The organism is Aquimarina atlantica (assembly GCF_000626715.1).
GTDB lineage: Bacteria > Bacteroidota > Bacteroidia > Flavobacteriales > Flavobacteriaceae > Aquimarina > Aquimarina atlantica.
In genome coordinates, this window is sequence record NZ_AQRA01000005.1 from 82,811 (window position 1) to 104,070 (window position 21,260).

Consider the following 21,260-nt stretch of genomic DNA (forward strand, 5'->3'; position numbering starts at 1 on the left):
CCTTCATGTATTATACATTCCGAAGGCATTACATAAAAATAAGAGATAATGACTAGGATAATTTTTAGACAGACATATATTTTGAAGCTATGGGTAGTAATTCCCTTATTGTTTTTCTCTTGCCAAAAGGAAGCCAATGTAGAAAAGGTAAAGGAAAATAATGCTTTTGAAAAGCAATCGGTTGATGTGACAAAATATGTAAACCCGTTTATCGGAACCTCAAACTTTGGAACAACCAACCCGGGGCCAATTGCAGTACGAGGGATGGCAAGCGTATCTCCGTTTAATGTAGCAGGAAAGCAAAACCTTCCTTTAGAAAAAGATAGTCGTTGGTTTTCTACCCCTTATGTTCACGAAAATAAGTATTTAACAGGTTTTAGTCATGTAAATCTTAGCGGAGTAGGATGTCCTGAGTTAGGCGTGATTCTCGCAATGCCAACCACAGGCGCGATTGAAACTGATCATTCTTTATATGGTAGTACGTATTCTAATGAAGTTGCAGAAGTGGGCTATTATTCTAATATGCTGGATAAGTATACTATTAAAGTAGAAACAACCGCTACCACCAGAACGGGAGTAAGTAAATATACTTTTCCAAAAGGAGAATCTAATATAATGCTCAATCTGGGATTAGGACTTACCAATGAACAAGGAGGAATGATCAAAATAGTATCTTCAACAGAAATAGAAGGAATACGTGCTGTAGGGTCTTTTTGTTATTATAAACCCGAAGAAGCATACCCGGTGTATTTTGTAGCTCGATTTTCAAAACCAGCAGACGAATTTGGAGTATGGAAAAAACCAAAGAAATACAAAGGGGTTGAAGCACAGTGGATGGGGTATAATGGAAAAGAAAGAATAAAGAAAGGATACACAAAAGAGGTAGTAGGAGATAGTATTGGAGGGTATATGAAATATCATTTTGAAGCCCCTACCCAAGTAGAAATGAAAGTAGGAATCTCGTATGTAAGTATAGCGAATGCCAGAGAAAATTTAGAAAAAGAAACTTCAGGTAAGACTTTTGATCAAATTCGACAAGAAACCAGGGAAGAATGGAATCAATATTTGTCAAAAATTGAAGTAGAAGGAGGAAAAAAAGAGGATAAAATAAAATTCTATACAGCCCTATATCATACACTTATACATCCAAATACCTTGAATGATGTAAATGGAGAATACCCTAAAATGAAAACCAGGGAAACTTTAAAAACAGAAGGAACGCGATATACTGTTTTTTCACTTTGGGATACCTATCGAAATTTACATCAATTGATGAGTCTGGTATATCCAAAACAACAATCAGATATAATCAAGAGCATGTTGCAGATTTATGATGAAACAGGATGGTTGCCCAAGTGGGAATTAAATGCAACAGAAACAACAACTATGGTTGGAGATCCGGCGGGAATTATTATTGCAGATACTTATTTAAAAGGAATTAAGGATTTTGATATTGAAAAAGCATATGAAGCTATGCTCAAAAGTGCAGATCAATTAGATAATAACCCACTACGCCCAGGAATTAAAGATTATATAAGTAAAGGATATCTAACCACAAAAACAACCAATAGTGGATCAGTATCTACTACACAAGAATATAATATTACAGATTTTGCCATAGCACAGTTAGCCAAAGAGCTAAACAAAGAAGATGATTATGATCGTTTTACAAGACGTTCTTTGTCTTATAGAAAGCTCTTTGATAAAGAATTTAATTTATTACGACCTAAAAATGATGATGGTACTTGGTTAGCACCTTATAACCCTGATACAGGAGCTAATTTTGTAAAAAATCCTGGATTTATAGAAGGAAATGCATGGCAATATACTTTTATGGTTCCACACGATATTTCTGGATTAAAAGCTCTTATGGGAGGAGATAAAAACTTTTTAAATCAGCTACAAAAGGTATTTGATAATAAACAATACGATATGGCAAATGAGCCAGATATAGCATATCCATTTTTATTTAATTACGTAAAAGGGGAGGAATGGAGAACGCAGAAGACAGTCAACACCTTATTAGAAGAATATTATAAAAATGGTCCAGATGGGTTACCAGGAAATGATGATACAGGTACCATGTCTGCATGGGCTATATTTTCGATGATGGGGATGTATCCAGTCTCACCTGCACAACCGATATATGCGTTTTGTACTCCAAAATTTGATAAAATAACAATTCATTTAAATAGAGAGTATTATAACACAGATAAGATTGTAATCACTTCTAATACTCCCGAAAAAGAAACTTTTATTAATACCATATTGGTGAATGAAAAAGCACACGAGGGTTATTTTATCTCACATCAGGAATTAATTAACCAGGGAAGATTACGGTTTATTTTGAAATAAATAAGGTTTCCTACTTACTATAAATTCTAATACATGAAAAATGTAAATTCAAGTTTTTTGATGGTTTGGGTAGTTCTGCTTTTTGTACAGAATAGTATGGCTCAAGCAGTATATGAAGAAGAACGTTATGTTCCCGAAACAGACACAATAGTACTTAAAAAATTGGAAGAATGGCAAGATCTTAAATTTGGGTTACTAATGCATTGGGGAACATACAGCCAATGGGGAATTGTAGAATCATGGTCATTGTGTCCCGAAGAATATGAATGGTGTGAGCGTAAAAAAGGAACTAATCCCAGCGATTACAACAGTTATAAAAAAGAATACGAAGGACTTCAAAAAACGTTTAACCCTATCAATTTTAATCCTGAGAAGTGGGCAAAAGCAGCTAAGAATGCAGGCATGAAATATGTAATTTTTACTACAAAACATCATGATGGTTTCTCAATGTTTGATTCTAAGTATACCAATTATAAAATAACAGGTTCAGAAACTCCTTTTTCTAAAAATCCTAAAGCTAATATTACCAGGGAGATATTTGATGCTTTTAGAAAAGAGACATTTTGGACAGGAGCTTATTTTTCAAAACCAGATTGGAACCACCAGAATTATTGGGATCCATATTTTCCACCAAAAGATAGGAATGTAAATTATGAGCCCGAAGCATATCCCAAAAAATGGAGCAAGTATATTGATTTTACACATAATCAAATTTTAGAATTGCTTACAGACTATGGGAAAGTAGATATTTTATGGCTAGATGGCGGATGGGTAGCCAAGACTCCAAAATCCGAAATTACAAGTTGGTACGACAAACAATTAAAAAATAAAAAGAATGGCTATTTAAAACATAGAATAATCAACCAGGATATCAAAATGGATGAACTGGTTGTTAAAGCCAGAGAAAGACAACCTGGATTAATAGTCGTGGATCGTGCCGTTCATGGTAAAAACCAAAATTATTTAACCCCAGAGAATAGAGTTCCTAAAAGCCCACTTCCGTACCCATGGGAATCCTGCATCATATCGGGTGGTGGATGGTCCTGGACACCGGATGCAAAATATATGACTGGGAGAGAAGCAATACATACATTGGTAAATATTGTAGCAAAAGGAGGAAATCTATTATTAAATATAGCTCCTAATGCAAAAGGAGAATGGGATGAAGGTGCCTACACGTTACTTGAAGAAATTGGTAAATGGATGAACGTAAATAATGAAGCTATTTACAACACAAGATCTATACCTCCCTACAAATTTGAGAACATTTGTGTTACAAAGAAAAGAGACGGAACAGTCTACCTCATCTATCTAATAGAAGAAGATAGAACCGAGATACCTTCCAAAATTATATTCTCTGGGTATGTGCCTTCAAATAAAGCGAAACTAAAACTACTAGGGTTCGATATTCCTTTAAAATGGGTAAAAAAGAATAATACCATAGAAATAGACCTTCCCAAAAAAATTAAAACCAAGCTTTTAAATACCCTGGCTTTTGTAGTAAAGATTAATGAATAAAGTAATTTAATTGGCACTATAATTTTTTAAAAAATATGCAGTGTTACCCCACTTCTTTTATGAATCAATTCGATGTTATTTAACCTTTTTGAGTTGTCATTGATCGAAAAATTTATATAAAAAATTAGCATTAGAGTAACATTTGTACTGTCGATATAGAAATAAATTAACTAAAAGAAGATAGTATGATTGATAAATTACTGATTTTTTTAACAATTGTGTTATGTTTATCAAGTAGTGTAACATTAGCGCAAAGTAAAAAAACCGTTTCTGGTATTGTAACGGGTGAAGACGGGATACCTCTGGTTGGGGTAAATGTAATTGAAAAAGGAACATCTAATGGTACATCAACAGATTTTGATGGAAATTATACTGTAGAGGTTTCAGATGCATCTGGCATTTTAATATTTTCTTCTCTTGGATTTGAAGGAAAAGAAATTGCTATAAATGGAAAGGCAAATATAAATGTAACATTAGCCACAGATTCTGAACAACTGGGAGAAGTAGTAGTAACTGCTTTAGGAATAAAGAAAAGCACTAAAGCTCTTGGATATTCTTTAACCGAGGTTGGAGGAGAAGAGTTATCTACAATTAAATTTACCAATGCGGTTAATTCATTACAAGGAAAAGTTGCCGGAGTTAATGTTACTCAAAATTCAACTGGTGCTGCGGGCTCAAGTAGAGTAATTATTCGAGGTTCAAGTTCATTAACCGGAAATAATCAACCATTATATATTGTTGATGGTATTCCGATTAGTAATAATAATAATGGATCTGCTGGTTTATGGGGAGGTTCAGATGGAGGAGATGGTATTTCTAGTATCAATCCCGACGATATTGAATCTGTAAGTGTATTAAAAGGAGGAGCTGCTTCAGCTTTATATGGTTCGAGAGCTGCAGGAGGAGTTATTATAGTAACCACAAAATCGGGGAAAGAACAAAAAGGTTTTGGAGTAGAAATTAGTAGCTCTGTAACATTTGATAAAGTAGATACCTCATTACAAGATTTTCAAACTGAATATGGCCAGGGTAGGCGAGCAGCCAAACCAGTAAATCAGGAAGAGGCATTAGATGTAGGTCTATCTTCGTGGGGAGGACGGTTAGACGGCTCTAGTGTTATACAATGGGATGGTGTATCCAGACCGTATTCGTATGTCGGGAGTAATTTGGATCACTTTTACAGAACAGGAACGACTTATATTAATTCTGTAGCATTAACAAATGGAGGAGATAATTTTAATTATAGATTTTCTGCTTCTGACCTGTCGAATAACGATATTACTCCAAATTCTGGATTGAATAGAAAAACGTTTTCATTGAATTCTGGAGCGGTTATGGCCGAAAAACTTACCACTCAGGTAAATGTAAAGTATATTGTAGAGAAAGTAATGAATAGACCCCGTTTGTCTGATGCTCCGGGAAATGGAAACTTTACAGTAGCTAATTTATCTCCAAATGTAGATGTTCGGTTTATGAATCCAGGAGCAAATGAAGATTTATCAGAACGACAATATTCGTCAAATACGTTTTCTCAAAATCCATACTTTGCCGCATATAATTTTAGAAATGAAGACACAAAAAATAGAATTATAGCTTCTACATCATTACGATATGATATTCTTGATTGGTTTTATGTTTCTGGTAGAGCGGGTGTAGATCATTACACAATTAGAAGAACCGCAGTAGAACCTTTCGGTACTGCATATAAACCACTGGGAGGTATAGAAGAGAGGGAAATTAGGTATAGTCAAATTGATGCAGATTTAATACTTGGAGTAGAAAAAAATATAACAGACAGACTAGCCACAAATATTTTTATTGGGGCAAATGGTAATAGCGTCTCTCAGGAAACCAAAATACTTAGGGGAAATGATTTTATAGTACCTGGATTAGAGCAATTTGGGAATACTGTTAATCAATCTTCGGAAAATATTTTTGGGGCCAACAGAGACAACCCTGGTAATGGAAAACGAAAAATAGGATCGTTATATGGATCTGTTGAACTCTCTTACGATAGTTTTGCTTACTTAACTTTTACAGGAAGAAATGATTGGTTTTCTACATTATCATTTCCAGGAAAAACAACTCCCAATGATGATTTTTATTCTTCTGTAAGTGCAAGTTTTATCGTATCAGAAGCATTGGAGTTACCCGAGAAAATTAATTTCTTGAAGCTAAGAGCGGGATATTCAAAAGTAGCTGGAGGAGCACAGGATCCGTATCAATTGGCCTTAACATATGAGATTTTTGGACAAGGACATCAAGGGCAACCTCTGGGAGCTATAACAGGAGACCAGGTGCCAAATGCTAATCTGGTAGCATTTAATAAAAGTGAATTTGAAGTAGGTTTAGATGCAAGGTTCTTTACTAATAGACTGTCATTTGATATTGCATATTATAACAATGAAACAACAAATGATATAGTTCCCGTTGGTACTTCGGTGTTTTCAGGATATTCAAGAGCTTTAGCAAATATTGGAGAAGTAGAAAATAAAGGAATTGAATTTTTGGTATCAGGAACACCTATTAAAACAGAAAATTTTAGTTGGGAAACTACTATCAATGGAGCTCATAATACAGGAAAAGTAATAGCAACCAACGAGGATGAGGGAGAAATTAGCCTGGGAGAACCCAGATCGAGAAATGTAGAAATCAAACAAATTGTAGGAGAAGCATATGGAACCATTTTTGGCGTATCCTATGTGAGGGATGATAATGGAAACATTGTATATGAAATTGATGGTGATGGTGTTCCGTTAGCACAAAGAGGAGAACGAAAAATTCTGGGAGAAGGAGTTCCTCCTTTAACATTAGGGTTTACAAACACAATCACCTATAAGAATTTAATATTGAACTTTTTGATCGATGGTAAGTTTGGTGGGCAGATTTTTTCAGGAACCAATACAGTTACTTATGGAAACGGATTACATAAAGGTACTTTGGCTGGTAGAGAAAACGGATTGACCGTTACAGGTGTAAATGCAGAAACCGGAGAACAATTTACCACTACAGTGGCTCCAGAAGATCTGCAAACCTATTATGGTAGAATTAGTCAAATAGCAGAAGAATTTGTTGAAGATTCAGATTATATAAAATTCAGACAATTGAGTTTAGGATATAGTTTTCCTGATAAGTTGCTAGATAATACTTTTTTAGATAGTGCTACAATTTCTGTGATAGGGTCTAACCTGTTCTATATCATGCGAACAGTAGATAATATAGATCCAGAAAGTGCTTACAATGTTGGTAACGCACAAGGTCTCGAATACTTTGGACTTCCTTCTACCAGAAGCTACGGATTAAATGTGAATTTAAAGTTTTAAAAAAAAGAATCATGAAAAAATCAATTTATATAATATTCTTGACAATACTATTGGGTTCATGTGATCAAGGTTTTGAAGAATTAAATGTTGACCCTACTAAGCCAACACAAGTAAGTGTAGTAAATAAATTATCTGCTACACAACTATACACATCTGGAGAAAGATACGAGAATTGGAGAGCGAACCTGATTTATTGCTCTACTATGATGCAGCATATGTCTACAACTGCAGGATATTGGGCTGGGGATAAATATACTTTAAACGAAGGGTATGCTTCTTCAATGATCGACAGGATTTATGGAAATGCTGTAAAAACATTAGAAGATATGTTAATCCAATTAGAAGAAGAAGGACATCCCGAAGAGATGAAAGCAATCACGAGGATACAGCGTGTTTTTGTATTTCATCGATTAACAGATTTGCATGGAGATATTCCATATAGTGAAGCTGGTAAAGCTTTTTTAGAAGGAATACTGAAACCAAAATATGATGCGCAAAGTGAGATTTATGCTGATATGTTAAAAGAACTGGAAGAATCTGCTGCTGCTTTAGGAACTGGTACTTCAGGTTTTGGCTCAGGAGATTTAATGTTTAATGGAGATCAGGAAAAGTGGAAAAAATTTGCTTATTCTATGATGTTACGTTTAGGATTGCGATTGATTAAAGCAGACCCTGCAGCTTCTCAAGAATGGGTTGCAAAGGCTATTGCAGGAGGTGTTATGACATCTAATGCTGATATTGCTTATATTCAGCATACAGCAGGTCCCGAAGGGATTAATAAAAATGGAATCGGAGAAGTTTTTACTGCTGATGGAAACCCTCGTCTTAGTAAAACATTTGTAGATTTCTTAACGGGAGATCCTAGATTACCGATTCTTGGAGCACGAAGAAGTGATGGGAGTACTGCTCTGGCAGATCAAAAAGGGCTACCTAATGGATTAGATGCTAGCCTACTAATGGCATTAACAGGAGAAGAAGACACAGATGCTTATACAGAGCCTAATAGAAGTATTATTACAGGAGAAGATGCGCCAATGTTTTTCCAAACCTATGCAGAAGTCGAATTTATGCTGGCAGAAGCAGCACATCGATGGGGGCTTGCAGGAGGTGATCCCGAATCTCATTATAATGCAGGAGTAAGAGCAGCTATGAAAATGTTAGAATTATATGGTACAGCAGGAGCAATTGCAGATGCCGATATAGACCAATATTTAATTGACAACCCTTTTGTTTTAGCCAATGCCTTAGAGCAAATTAATACACAATATTGGGCAGCGACATTTTTAAACGAATATGAAGCATTTGCAAACTGGAGAAGAACAGGGTATCCTGTATTGACTCCGGTTAATTACCCTGGAAATGTTACCAATGGAACAATACCTAGAAGATTAACATATGCTGTTAGCGAACAAAGTAATAATACCGAAAATTACAACGCAGCAATTTCTAGACAAGGACCAGATGTGTTAACCACAAGAGTGTGGTGGGATAAGGAATAGTTATGTGTTTTTTTTTGAAGCCTTTTGTCGCCCAAATCGATGAAGGGGAAATTCATTTTTCCCCTTCGTTTTTTTGAGAAATATATTTTTGATGAAATGAAAAATGGTAATTTATACTTGTGTTGTGTACCCGTACTTATAATAGTACTTCTTCTTTTCTACGGAAAAAAAGAAGAGAAAAATACTAGTATACAAAAAAGATTCTCGATACTGGATTCTTCTTATAGCGGAGTAACTTTCTCAAATACGATAAAAGATACAAAAGAAAGAAACATACTGAAATATGCCAATTTTTATGGAGGCGCAGGAGTTGGAGTTGGTGATTTTAATAATGATGGTTTACAGGATTTATATTTTGCAGGAAATATGGTTCCCGATAAAGTATATTTTAATCAGGGAAATCTTGTTTTTAAAGAAGTAACCCAACAAGTAGGAGTAAAAGATGATGGTGGCTGGTCTACAGGAGTAACTATTGCAGATGTTAATAATGATGGATATGTTGATGTTTATGTAAGTAGAGAACTCTATGATGATAAACCAGAATGGAGAACCAATCTATTGTATATTAATAATGGAGATGGAACTTTTATAGAATCTGCGACTAAATATGGTATTGCAGATTCTCAAAGAACCAGGCACGCCACATTTTTAGATTATAATAAAGATGGGTTTTTAGATTTACTTTTATTAACGCAGCCTCCCAATCCAGGAAGTTATTCAGATTATTTCGGAACAAAATTACTTCGACCAGAGTATCATATCAAATTACTAAAAAATACAGGAAAAGAGTCCTTTGTAGAAGTAACAGAAGCAGCAGGACTTATGCGAACAGGTTTTCCCAATGCTGTATCTGCTAGTGATATCAATAATGATGGATGGACAGATATTTACATCGCAAACGATTTTTATGCGCCAGATTTTCTTTTTGTAAATAATAAGGATGGCACTTTTACTAATCAGGCTGATGATGCCTTAAATCATATGTCTTATTATAGTATGGGGGTAGATATTGCAGATATAAATAACGATGGTTTATTAGATGTCTTTGTAGTGGATATGGTGTCCGAGGATAATTTTCGATCTAAATCAAACATGAGTGGGATGAATCCAAAAGCCTTTCAGAAAGTAGTAAAAAATGGAGGGCACTACCAGTATATGTATAATACTGTTCAGCTCAATAACGGGAATTCGACTTTTAGTGATGTTGCTCAGCTAACGAATATGGCCGCTACCGATTGGAGTTGGGCTAATCTTATAGCAGATTTTGATAATGACGGACTAAAAGATGTCTATGTTACAAATGGATTGTTACGTGATATTCGTAATACCGATGCAGATAAAAAAGTTGGAGAGTTTGTTACTGAAACAGCAAAAGAATGGATAAAGAAAAACCCTAATGCAGGAGAGATTAGCATATGGGAAATATTAGATTTGGATAAAGCACTATCTCTAATACCATCGCAACCATTGCAAAATTATGTGTTTAAAAACTATGGAAATCTAAAATTCAAAAAAGTTATAAATGAATGGGGATTAGAGCAAAAATCCTTTTCAAATGGAGCTGCTTATGCCGATTTTGATAACGACGGTGACTTAGATATTGTGGTGAATAATATCAATGAAGAAGCTTTTATATATCGCAATAATTCTGAGAAAATACCAACATCTAATTTTCTTAGAATTCAATTGTCAGACAAAGAAGGAAAACCTGTTTTTGGAACCAGGATACAACTATATTGTGATGGTAATGTGCAAACTCAGGAGACCACTAATGTTAGAGGAATTTATTCGACCAGTGAGCCTTTTGTGCATTTTGGAGTGGGTAATTATAAAAAAATAGATAGCCTAATCGTTACCTGGCCTAATGGTCGTAAAACGATACAAAAAAATATTTCGGCAAATAAAGTATTGCAATTAGAAATGAACAATGCTTCTGCTAAAGATATAGGTAGGGCAGATATACATAAAGAAAATTCTTTATTTACAGAAAACACCTTATCGTTTGGGATTGATTTTAAGCATAAAGAAAATGTATTTGATGATTATGCTAATCAATTATTATTACCACATAAACTATCTCAGTTCGGGCCAGCTATGGCAGTGGGAGATGTTAATAATGATGGTTTAGAAGATGTATTTCTAGGAGGAGCTACGGGGTTCGATGCAGAGCTTTATATTCAAAATAAAGAAAAGACATTTGTTAGAAGTGATAAAAATTTCTGGAAAAAAGAAAACGCTTACGAAGATGTAGATGCAATTTTTGCAGATGTAAACGGAGATGAGTTTCTGGATTTATACGTGGTAAGTGGCGGTAATGAATATCTAAAAAATGATCCTCATTATATAGATCGATTATATCTTAATGACGGAAAAGGAAATTTCTCTAAAGGAGCAATTCTTAATGTAAATCGTCATAGTGGATCAAAAGTAATTGCCAAAGATTATGATAAAGATGGGGATATAGATTTTTTTGTAGGAGGAAGAGTCATACCACATCAATATCCTATGCCGGCCACAAGTATGCTTTTAAATAATGAAAATGGACAATTAATAAACGTTACAGATAAAATAGCTCCAGAATTAAAGGATATTGGGATGGTAACAGATGCAGTATGGGCCGATTATGATAGTGACAATGATATCGATCTTATACTCGTAGGAGAATGGATGCCCATTACTTTATTTAAAAATGAAAATGGTAAATTTTATAAAGAGACTAATGAGAGTTTAAAAAACTCATCTGGATGGTGGTTTAGTATCGAAAAAGGAGATTTTGATAATGATGGGGATATAGATTTTATAGTAGGTAATATTGGTCTAAATTATAAGTATAAGACATCCAAAGAGGCTCCTTTTGACATTTATTATGATGATTTTGATAATAATGGTCATAATGACATAGTTTTGGGATATTATAATAAAAATAAACACTATCCATTAAGAGGATTTTCATGTTCGGCAGAACAAATACCGCTTCTCAAAAAAGAAATTGGCAAGTATGATTTATTTGCGTCTTTAGAAATTAACCAGGTTTATGGTGAAAAAAAATTACAAGGAGCATTACACTATAAAACAGAAACTTTTGCTTCTTCTTATATCGAAAATATAGGTAAAGGAGAGTTTAAGATTTCGTCGTTACCATATCAGGCGCAGTTTTCGAGTATTAATGATATTGTAGTCGAAGATTTCAATAAAGATGGTCATCTAGATGCATTAATGGTTGGAAATTTATTTGTATCAGAAATAGAAACGCCAAGAAATGATGCAGGGACCGGAGTATTATTGCTGGGAGATGGTAAGGGTAATTTTTCTGCTTTATTAGGAAAAGAAAGCGGTCTTTTTGCCAGAAAAGATGCTAAAAAAATTGAAATACTTAAAGATAAGAATAGTAAGAAAGTATTGATAGCAAATAATAATGGGATACTTCAGTCCTTTATTCTAAAAAATAATTAAAATAACTTAAGAATAATATGTCAGATATAACCAACTCTTTGCTTACAAAAGCAGAAAGGCAAAACAATTATAATAGACCTTTTTTTGCAATTATCTTTTTGTTTTTTTTATGGGGTTTTATTACGGTTATGAATGATGTGTTAATTCCTCATTTAAAGGCTGTTTTCGAACTTAGTTATTTTCAGGCGGCATTAATACAGTTTGCTTTTTTTGGTGCCTTTTTTATTATTTCTCTTATTTATTTTATTACTTCGGTAAGTATAGGTGACCCCATTTCTAAGATAGGATATAAAAACGGAATTATTATAGGACTTATATTGTGTGGGATTGGCTGTTGCCTTTTTTACCCTGCAGCTAGTTATCAGCGATACCCTATTTTTTTAGGAGCCTTGTTTGTTCTTGCTTCTGGGGTAACAATTTTGCAAATTACTGCTAATCCATATGCCGCCATACTAGGAAAGTCAGAAACGGCATCAAGTAGACTTAATCTGGCTCAGGGATTTAATTCTTTTGGTACTACCCTGGCCCCGATTGTAGGTGCAATATTGCTGTATAAAGTATTTTCTGATGGCGAAATTACAGTAGATTCTTTAAAAATACCATATCTGATATACGGAAGCCTGTTTTTTATATTAGCTATTATTATAAAATTTGTTAGGCTACCATCTTTTATCAATAACGAAAAGATAGAGAAAGGACTTGGAGTATTAAAATTTAGGCATGTTGTTTTGGGTATGTTTGCTATCTTTTTTTATGTAGGTGGTGAAGTATCCATTGGTAGTTTTTTGATAAATTTCTTCGGCCTGGAAACCATTATGGGAATGGAAGAAGCAGAGGCAGGAGTATTTTTATCGTACTACTGGGGAGGCGCAATGATAGGAAGGTTTTTAGGATCGGTATCTATGAGTGAAATTACCAGTAAAGCGAAAAAGTATCTCCTTATGGCTTCGTTGTCGATTCTGTTCTTTTTTGTTCTTTATTTTATTACTGCAATAAAGATTGACGATGGTGCATTTTCATTACAATTTTTATCATTTTCTAAAATTTGGCTGTTTGTAGTTTTCTTAATTAGTAACTATTTGTTTTTCCTCATAGGAGGCACTAAACCTTCAAAAGTATTAACCTTATTTGCAGGAATAATTATAATATTATTATTGACCATGATCTTGTGTAATGGAGAGCTAGCCTTCTGGAGCGCCATAGCGATTGGAGCATTTAACTCAATTTTGTGGTCAAATATATTTACACTAGCGATAAAAGATTTAGGAAAACATACAAGTCAAGCATCTTCATTATTAGTAATGATGATAGTTGGAGGGGCACTAATACCTCTATTACAAGGAGTAGTAGCAGATTATATAGGGATTAAACTATCCTTTTTTATACCTATGATATGCTATGGGTATTTAATTTTCTATGGTCTGGTTGGATACAAGATAAAACATACACTTTAAAAATATAAAAATGGTTCTAGGAGTAGATATCGGAGGTAGTCATATTTCCGTAGCTATTATAGATGAAAATGTACCAAATCAAGTACAAAACATCTATACAATGAAAATTAGTAATACATCTGATTCAGATCTTATATTAGATAGCTGGATTAGCGCTATAGAATTAGCGATTGATAATTTAGGAAATCAAAAATTAAAAGGAATAGGTATAGCTATGCCGGGTCCTTTTGATTATGAAAAAGGGGTTTTTCCTGGTAATGGAGAAAATAAGTTTCAGAAGCTAAGCAATCTTAACCTTAAAGCTCATATTATTAAAAAATTAAACCTACAACCCTCTGTTTCTGTTCGATTTTATAATGATGCAGCATGTTTCGGAATAGGCGAAGCCTGGGTAGGAGAGTTGATTTCTTTTAATAAAGCTATTGCAATTACTTTAGGAACAGGTCTGGGAGCTACTTTTTTAGAAAAAGGAATTCCTACTATAGAAGGAAAAGGAGTTCCGTTATACGGAGAGTTGTATCATTTACCATTCGGAAATGATATAGCAGACACCAATTTTTCTACTGTGTGGTTTCAAAAGCGTTATAAAGAAATTACTAATAAAGAAATCAGTGGAGTAAAAGAACTCATTAGATTTGAAAAAGATAATACGGTAACCTCACAAATTTTTAAAGAATTCTCAGAGAATTTAGCAATTTTTCTAGCTCCCTGGCTGCAAGATTTTGAGGCAGAAGCCGTAGTAATCGGAGGTAATATTAGTAACGCCTGGACATTTTTTATAGAAAGCTTAATCCAAACGCTTAACAAACTAAATATTACCATACCAATTTATAAAAGTACACTTAGAGAGAGTGCAGCTCTAATAGGTGCAGCCAGATTAATAGATAATGATTTTTTTAAAGAATTATAACGGTAATAAAGCATTGATGTACGGTTATAACAGTACATTTTAGAGATATTAAGCAATTTAAAAATTAATACAAATAGATTTCATTACATAAACTGTTAGTGATAATAAATTTGAAGAAGAGTAAGTACAATTATTCTTATCGTAAAATCTAATAACAATTTAAAAGGATTATGATTACTAAAGCTGAATTAAAAGGGTTTATAGATATTAGTTATAAAGAAGCGGGAATTTATGAAAACACCAAGTTTGAAAAAATTCACAATGTTATATTCAAAAACTCAGACGATGCATCTATAGTAATTGCCCAGGAAATAGCTGCACTAATAAAAGAAAAGCAAGCAAAACAAAACTATTGTGTTTTGGGATTAGCCACAGGTTCGTCTCCTATTAAGGTTTACGAAGAATTAGTTCGACTTCATAAAGAAGACAATCTAAGTTTTGCTAATGTTATAGTATTCAATTTGGATGAATACTATCCAATGGAAATAACAAATGTGCAAAGCTATCATTACTTTATGCATGAACACTTATTTAATCATATAGATATCTTACCAGAGAATATCCATATACCAGATGGTACGGTGTCGCAAAAAGATCTTTATCAGTATTGTATAGATTATGAGTTGAAAATAAATGCAGTAGGAGGTTTAGATTTTCAGTTATTAGGAATCGGAAGAACAGGGCATATTGGGTTTAATGAACCGGGTTCACATCCAAATTCAGGAACACGAATTATTACATTAAATCACATCACCCGATCTGATGCTGCTGAAGCTTTTTTTGGGATAGAAAATGTCCCCAAAAGAGCCATTACCATGGGAATAGGAACGATAAAGAAAGCTAAGCGAATAGTGATCATGGCCTTTGGGCATAAAAAAGCACCAGTTGTAAAAGAAGCAATAGAGGGAGCTATAAAATCTGATATTCCTGCATCGTACCTACAAGAACATAAAAACACCACTTTTGTACTGGATCAGGAAGCGGCTGGAGAATTAACCAGAATTAAAACTCCCTGGATAGTTGAGCCTTGTATTTGGGATGAAAAAATCAAAAATAAGTCAATTGCCTGGTTAAGTCAGAAAGTACAAAAACCAATACTGAAACTCACCGATAAAGATTATAATGACAACGGAATGTCTGGATTATTGGCAGAAAAAGGATCTGCCTATGATCTTAATATCGATATGTTTAATAAATTACAATCTACCATTACAGGTTGGCCGGGTGGTAAGCCAAATGCAGATGATACTAATCGACCAGAACGTAATACTCCTCATAAAAAAAGAGTTTTGATTCTTAGTCCTCACCCAGATGATGATGTAATATCAATGGGAGGTACTTTTCTTCGTTTGATCGAACAAAAACATGAGGTATATGTAGCGTATCAAACCTCGGGAAATATAGCAGTATCTGACGAAGAAGCTATAAAATATGCAGAAGTTGCCAAAAGCATGTCATTAGAGAATGTAGGAAATGTAAATATTGATGCTATCATTGCCGAACTTAAAAGGAAAAAAGAAAATGCTATTGATGCTATAGCAATCAGAACCCTTAAAGGACTCATAAGAAGAGTAGAATCATTAGGAGCAACTCGGTTTTTGGGGTTGCCTGATACTCATGTGAGTTTTTTGGATTTACCATTCTATGAAACCGGAACAGTAAAAAAGAAACCTTATGATGAGAAAGATATAGCCATTCTTACCAAGTTAATACGAGATATAAAACCACATCAAATATATGCAGCCGGAGATTTGGCAGATCCTCATGGAACCCATAAAGTCTGTTTGGATATATTGTTCAAAGTAATAGAAAATAGTAAGGAAGAAGAATTTATGAAAGATTGTTGGGTATGGCTATATCGCGGTGCATGGCAGGAATGGGATATCCATGATATCGAAATGGCTGTTCCTCTAAGCCCTGATGAGGTACTTAAAAAACGAAAAGCAATATTTTTTCATCAATCTCAAAAAGATAATGTGATGTTTCAAGGAGATGATACCAGAGAATTTTGGGTAAGAGCAGAAGAACGTAATAAAGATACCGCAAAGAAATATCATAAACTGGGGTTGACAGATTATGCTGGGATCGAAGCTTTTAAAAGGTATTATTTTTAAGTAATACTACTCTATATATAGATTTTCATTATTAATCATAAAACCAAAAAATGCCGAGAAATATAAAGCTGATCACTCTATTAGTATTCATTAGTTTGAACCTTAGTGCTCAAAAATCTATAATGTCTTATAACATAAGATATAATAATCCTAATGATAACGAAAATTGGTGGGAGAATAGAAAACTAGATGTAGTAGAGATGATAAAATATTACTCTCCCGATATTTTAGGAATTCAAGAAGGCTTAAACGACCAGGTAAAATATGTAGACACCATGTTAACAAATTATAGTTTTATTGGTGTAGGCAGAGAAGATGGTAACCAAAAAGGAGAATATGCTGCTTTATTTTTTAATACTAATACTATTGAGTTGATTGCAACCAAAACATTTTGGCTTTCAGAAAAAATAGATACGGTATCTATCGGTTGGGATGCTGCAATGGAGCGAATTGTGACCTACGGTAAATTTAGAGATAAATCTACCAATGATACTATCCATGTTTTTAATTGCCATTATGATCACCTTGGAGAAGTAGCAAGGGAAAATTCTTCTACATTAGTACTGAGTCTAATAAAAAAGATGAAAATAGAAGATAAGCGCATTGCAGTAATTGGTGACTTAAACTGTTTGCCAAACTCAAAACCTATTCAGATATTAAAAACCAGGTTAGAAGATTCATTTGAGATTAGTAAAACTCCTCCATATGGTCCAACAGGAACTTTTAATGGCTTCAATTTAGAAAAAAAGGTAACTTCAAGAATAGATTACATCCTGACCAGAAATATAATAGTGAATAGCTATACCAATGTTGATGATAGAAGAAAGAATAACCTATTGCTTTCAGATCATTTACCAGTCTTAATTAGAATAGAATAAGATACTTTATTAAATTTTGATCATCACCAGGATCGAATTCATATTCAAATACATATATTTGCGCATTAATTTGGAAAATAAGACGAAAATCGTTATTTTTTGTATAACAAAATGAAACACAATAGTATACATATGGCATTAATGTTGCGGCTTAATCCGTGTGATTATCGATGGATTAATGGAGTCTTTCTGCAAGAGAGGACGCTATGTGACTATTGTACTTGTTTTTTGAAATGAAATAAATTAGAAAACGATATAATATAGCAAGCGTCCAAGAAATTGGACGCTTTTTTTATTCGGGTTTTTTGATATAGAACACATTCATAAACATAAAACCTGATCGTAATGATAAAACCAGTAGAGAGAAATAGTAAAAAAACATACTTAAATGGTAATGTATTATAAAAAAAATTTAAAGGGAAGTAAGTAAAATTTTAAAGGAATGCTTAAAAGCTAATTAGACATAAAGAGTAAGTGATTGGAAAGCAAGTATCAGATAGTTAGATGATTGCCAAAATATCCAAAATCTGTTATAAAACGGACAGGGATTTCTTTGCTTATTTTTGAATGTAAATAACTGATAATCAATAAATTAATATTAAAAAATAGTTGCAGAATCTTAAAAATATCCGTATCTTTGTATCTCAATACAAGCAGTATATTATTTGTTCAGTTTTTAGAAAAATAATAGTAATTAACTACGTAAAAAGAATACGTATGTATACTGAACATTTATATAGTAATTAATTAACCAAAAAATAAAACAATGAAGTATAATCAAAATTCTAAAAAAGGACAGGAGGACAGAAAACATCTGTTAACCGATGCATTCGGAAGAGTCCTTGGGATGGGTTTATATACTTCGGTTGTTAATCCTCTTCCAAAAGTGATATCCGAATCATTAGATGGCGAAAGATTGGAAGAAACACTTCAAATTATAAGTAAAAACTTCCGTGAAGTAGTAATCAAAGGCAGTTATGTTTCTTGTAAAGTATTCGTTTCGTAAACTTTATAAGAGTAATGATAATTCGTATAAGTGATTGAGTTTGCCTCTCGAGGTAAGCTAAACAATAGTAAGAAAAACATCGATTTCTATTCGAGCAATAACACACCGTATTAGCAAGTGCTAATATGAAAAACCAAGCAGAATAATCGATCAAGTATCTAACCATGTAAGATTGCTAATACATTAATTACATACTCTAACTGTTACCGACACTACCAACCAGTATTTTCTATAACACTATAGGATTTTTAGAACTATATATAGTTTTTGGTGTAAAACCTGAAAACCAAGTATATCTAAAAAAACAATATCCACAACGTGTAAACTTAACAAATTGTTAGGGTTACAACCTGGATTGCATAGAAAATACAGAAAACTGACCCATCAAAAACATCCAAATTACAGTTTGCTGCTACCCAAAAGGGGAAAGTAGGGTATCGCAACTGTATAGGATCACACTTTCCCAAAAACCAATTGATGATTCCCATAGGTAATGGGTATGTAACAACATACCGATCTGGGGTTGACACCTATGGGCGTACCCTAAACTTTGGAAAACAAAAAATTTAGCAACAATGAAAACTTTAAAATACATACTAATAGCCATACTTTTAGGAGTTAACCTTGCTTCGTGTACGCCAGATGATAGCGTTAAAGAAAACGAAACCCTAAAAACAGAAGTGTTAAGTACTACTGGGAATGATGAAGTAATTGAAGATGATGAGATTTAATCTTAATCATTATAATTTAGTACTTTTGGGGGATGAAACGATATACAGTTTTATCCCTCTTTTTTTTTGGTATAGTAACAGGTATTCTCTTTAATTCCTGTAATTATGATGTTACTGATAATACGATTTCTCCCTTTATAATCAAAAAGATCGATTCTTTACATAGCTATTATGATATAGCCTCCAATAATTCAAATATAGAAGAAAAGAGGTTAGAGGCTATAGACAACTTTTTACAAGGAACCAGGAAGTTGGAAATTGATTCGTTACACCATAAAGGACTCTCGTTATATATAAAGTTGCTTAATAAGTATAAAGGTCCTGAAAAAGCGATAGAACAATCTTATGTGCTATTACAACTGGCTCAACAAAATAAGGATAGTATTTATATAGGAAATGCATTGTATAAGTTAGGGTTTTATAATAAAAAACTGGATAACTACCTGGAAGCTTTTGGATATTATAATCAGTCTTTTAAGGTTCATAGAGATCTTAAGGATAGTACTAATGCAGGGAGGTCTTTGAAGGCAATGGCTAATATTCAAATTGCTTTAGGAGATCACAATGCCAGCAAAACTACGGCTACAGATGGTTTAAAATATGTAGAGAATTCTTCTGAATACAAAATGATATCTGGATTGTATCACGGTATATCGATATCTTTCAATGAGTTAAAAAACCCTGAAAAAGCTTTGTTTTGGAATTCTAAAGTCTTAGAATTACTTAACGATTCAATTGCTAAAAAGAAAGTTGGAATTCACCTCTTACCAGTTTTTAAAAACACTCGTGCAAATATTTTAGCAGAGCAAAAAAAATATGAAGAAAGTATTGGTATTTTACAATCTTTACTAAAAGATAAGAACGTAATCAAAAAACGTACACGATATGCACAAATTCTAAATAACTTGGGGTATATCAAATTCCTTCAAAACCCAAAGAATGTAGAGAGTGAAACCATGCTATTGAAAGCGTATAGGATAAGGTTAAAAAACAACAACTTAGTTGGTTTATTTGCAAGTAATATACATCTTACTAAGTATTATAGAAATAAAGATGTAGAAAAAGCAAAATATCATGCACGGGAAGCCTACCAAAGCTTAAAAGATTTTGGCAATTATGAAGCATTACTGCAAGTATTAACTTTGATTACCGAGTTAGATCCAAATTCTTTAGAAGATCATCAACGCTTTAAAGAAGCTAGTCTTAAGCTTATGCAGCTTCGAAAAAAGACTCGAGAAATCTATGCACCTACACGATTCGAGAACGAAAACTTACTCAAGGAGAACGCAGAAAAAAACAGAAAAATATCTGAGGTTCGTAACGAAAATACAATCTACCTCCTCGGGATGCTATTATTAATTACAGGTATTGGATTTATAGTCTATTTTTTTAGACAACAAATGCATCATCTCAACCAGCAAAATAAAATAATACAGTTTGAAGCCAGTTACGAAACCGAAACCCGTATTTCTAAACAATTGCATGATGAACTGGGGAATGACATTTTTCAGGTGATGATGCAATATCAAAAGGATCCTCACGACCCTCATATCAAGGATAAACTCAATACTACTTACCTCAAAGCACGTGATATCTCACGCGAAAATAATGAGTTTGAAACCGGGGACACCTACCCCGAAGAACTAAATAACATGTTGCAAAACTATAACCAAAATGGGATTCTGCTAATCGCTATAGGATTTGATAGAATTGATTGGAATGTGATGGATAAAACCGTAAAAATAACGGTATACAGAGTATTGCAGGAATTAATGACCAATATGCAGAAACATAGCCAGGCCAGTCTGGTTAAATTAAGGTTTTCTAATGCTAATGATACCCTTACGATTACCTACTCTGATAATGGTGTAGGGATAACAGAAGAGCATCTACAATCCAAAAATGGACTCCGAAATACAGAAAACCGTATTCGAGCTATACAAGGAACACTTATCTTTGACTCAGAAAAAGGAAAAGGCTTTAAAGCCGAAATACAAATCCCTAATTAAAAAGTCAGTA

At 33.5% G+C, this 21,260-nt stretch carries 12 protein-coding genes; all 12 read left to right on the plus strand.

Annotated elements, in window-relative coordinates:
• Positions 1–48 precede the first annotated feature (48 nt).
• The 12 genes from ATO12_RS11695 (at position 49) to ATO12_RS24895 (ending at position 21,250) form a co-directional block, all read left to right on the plus strand.
• Positions 49–2,355, plus strand: coding sequence for a GH92 family glycosyl hydrolase (locus ATO12_RS11695; RefSeq protein ID WP_081802048.1), 2,307 nt, complete (start codon positions 49–51; stop codon positions 2,353–2,355).
• Positions 2,356–2,388: 33 nt separating this feature from the next.
• Entirely contained in the window at positions 2,389–3,873 is a 1,485-nt protein-coding gene (locus ATO12_RS11700) for an alpha-L-fucosidase (protein WP_034242169.1), read from the plus strand.
• 185 nt (positions 3,874–4,058) lie between these two features.
• On the plus strand, positions 4,059–7,196 hold the full coding sequence (locus tag ATO12_RS11705; RefSeq protein ID WP_034242170.1) for a SusC/RagA family TonB-linked outer membrane protein: 3,138 nt from the start codon (positions 4,059–4,061) through the stop codon (positions 7,194–7,196).
• An 11-nt stretch (positions 7,197–7,207) separates the two neighbouring features.
• Positions 7,208–8,695 carry a SusD/RagB family nutrient-binding outer membrane lipoprotein gene (locus tag ATO12_RS11710; protein WP_034242171.1) on the plus strand — a complete coding sequence of 496 codons (1,488 nt, stop codon included), beginning with the start codon at positions 7,208–7,210 and terminating at the stop codon, positions 8,693–8,695.
• A gap of 39 nt (positions 8,696–8,734) precedes the next feature.
• Positions 8,735–12,148: a VCBS repeat-containing protein gene (locus ATO12_RS11715; protein ID WP_240486126.1), complete on the plus strand. Its 3,414-nt coding sequence runs from the start codon at positions 8,735–8,737 to the stop codon at positions 12,146–12,148.
• A 17-nt stretch (positions 12,149–12,165) separates the two neighbouring features.
• On the plus strand, positions 12,166–13,602 hold the full coding sequence (locus ATO12_RS11720) for a sugar MFS transporter (protein WP_034242172.1): 1,437 nt from the start codon (positions 12,166–12,168) through the stop codon (positions 13,600–13,602).
• A 10-nt stretch (positions 13,603–13,612) separates the two neighbouring features.
• Positions 13,613–14,512 carry an ROK family protein gene (locus ATO12_RS11725; protein WP_034242173.1) on the plus strand — a complete coding sequence of 300 codons (900 nt, stop codon included), beginning with the start codon at positions 13,613–13,615 and terminating at the stop codon, positions 14,510–14,512.
• A 170-nt stretch (positions 14,513–14,682) separates the two neighbouring features.
• Positions 14,683–16,626, plus strand: coding sequence for a glucosamine-6-phosphate deaminase (gene nagB, locus ATO12_RS11730; protein WP_051575781.1), 1,944 nt, complete (start codon positions 14,683–14,685; stop codon positions 16,624–16,626).
• Between the two features lie 122 nt (positions 16,627–16,748).
• Complete coding sequence (locus ATO12_RS11735; protein WP_165583369.1) at positions 16,749–17,504, plus strand: endonuclease/exonuclease/phosphatase family protein; 756 nt, start codon at positions 16,749–16,751, stop codon at positions 17,502–17,504.
• Between the two features lie 766 nt (positions 17,505–18,270).
• Positions 18,271–18,510 carry a hypothetical protein gene (locus tag ATO12_RS11740; RefSeq protein ID WP_034242174.1) on the plus strand — a complete coding sequence of 80 codons (240 nt, stop codon included), beginning with the start codon at positions 18,271–18,273 and terminating at the stop codon, positions 18,508–18,510.
• Positions 18,511–19,085: 575 nt separating this feature from the next.
• Positions 19,086–19,241, plus strand: a complete 156-nt coding sequence (locus tag ATO12_RS26085; RefSeq protein ID WP_165583370.1) for a hypothetical protein — start codon at positions 19,086–19,088, stop codon at positions 19,239–19,241.
• Between the two features lie 32 nt (positions 19,242–19,273).
• Positions 19,274–21,250, plus strand: a complete 1,977-nt coding sequence (locus tag ATO12_RS24895; RefSeq protein WP_051575782.1) for a tetratricopeptide repeat-containing sensor histidine kinase — start codon at positions 19,274–19,276, stop codon at positions 21,248–21,250.
• Positions 21,251–21,260: the final 10 nt, after the last annotated feature.

Bases quoted from the DNA above. Each gene is read 5' to 3' on its own strand.
- ATO12_RS11735 (WP_165583369.1), top strand. From the start codon at position 16,749: ATGTCTTATAACATAAGATATAATAATCCTAATGATAACGAAAATTGG.
- ATO12_RS11695 (WP_081802048.1), top strand. From the start codon at position 49: ATGACTAGGATAATTTTTAGACAGACATATATTTTGAAGCTATGGGTA.
- ATO12_RS11720 (WP_034242172.1), top strand. From the start codon at position 12,166: ATGTCAGATATAACCAACTCTTTGCTTACAAAAGCAGAAAGGCAAAAC.
- ATO12_RS11710 (WP_034242171.1), top strand. From the start codon at position 7,208: ATGAAAAAATCAATTTATATAATATTCTTGACAATACTATTGGGTTCA.
- ATO12_RS26085 (WP_165583370.1), top strand. From the start codon at position 19,086: ATGAAAACTTTAAAATACATACTAATAGCCATACTTTTAGGAGTTAAC.
- ATO12_RS11700 (WP_034242169.1), top strand. From the start codon at position 2,389: ATGAAAAATGTAAATTCAAGTTTTTTGATGGTTTGGGTAGTTCTGCTT.
- nagB (WP_051575781.1), top strand. From the start codon at position 14,683: ATGATTACTAAAGCTGAATTAAAAGGGTTTATAGATATTAGTTATAAA.
- ATO12_RS11705 (WP_034242170.1), top strand. From the start codon at position 4,059: ATGATTGATAAATTACTGATTTTTTTAACAATTGTGTTATGTTTATCA.
- ATO12_RS11715 (WP_240486126.1), top strand. From the start codon at position 8,735: ATGAAGGGGAAATTCATTTTTCCCCTTCGTTTTTTTGAGAAATATATT.
- ATO12_RS11725 (WP_034242173.1), top strand. From the start codon at position 13,613: ATGGTTCTAGGAGTAGATATCGGAGGTAGTCATATTTCCGTAGCTATT.
- ATO12_RS24895 (WP_051575782.1), top strand. From the start codon at position 19,274: ATGAAACGATATACAGTTTTATCCCTCTTTTTTTTTGGTATAGTAACA.
- ATO12_RS11740 (WP_034242174.1), top strand. From the start codon at position 18,271: ATGAAGTATAATCAAAATTCTAAAAAAGGACAGGAGGACAGAAAACAT.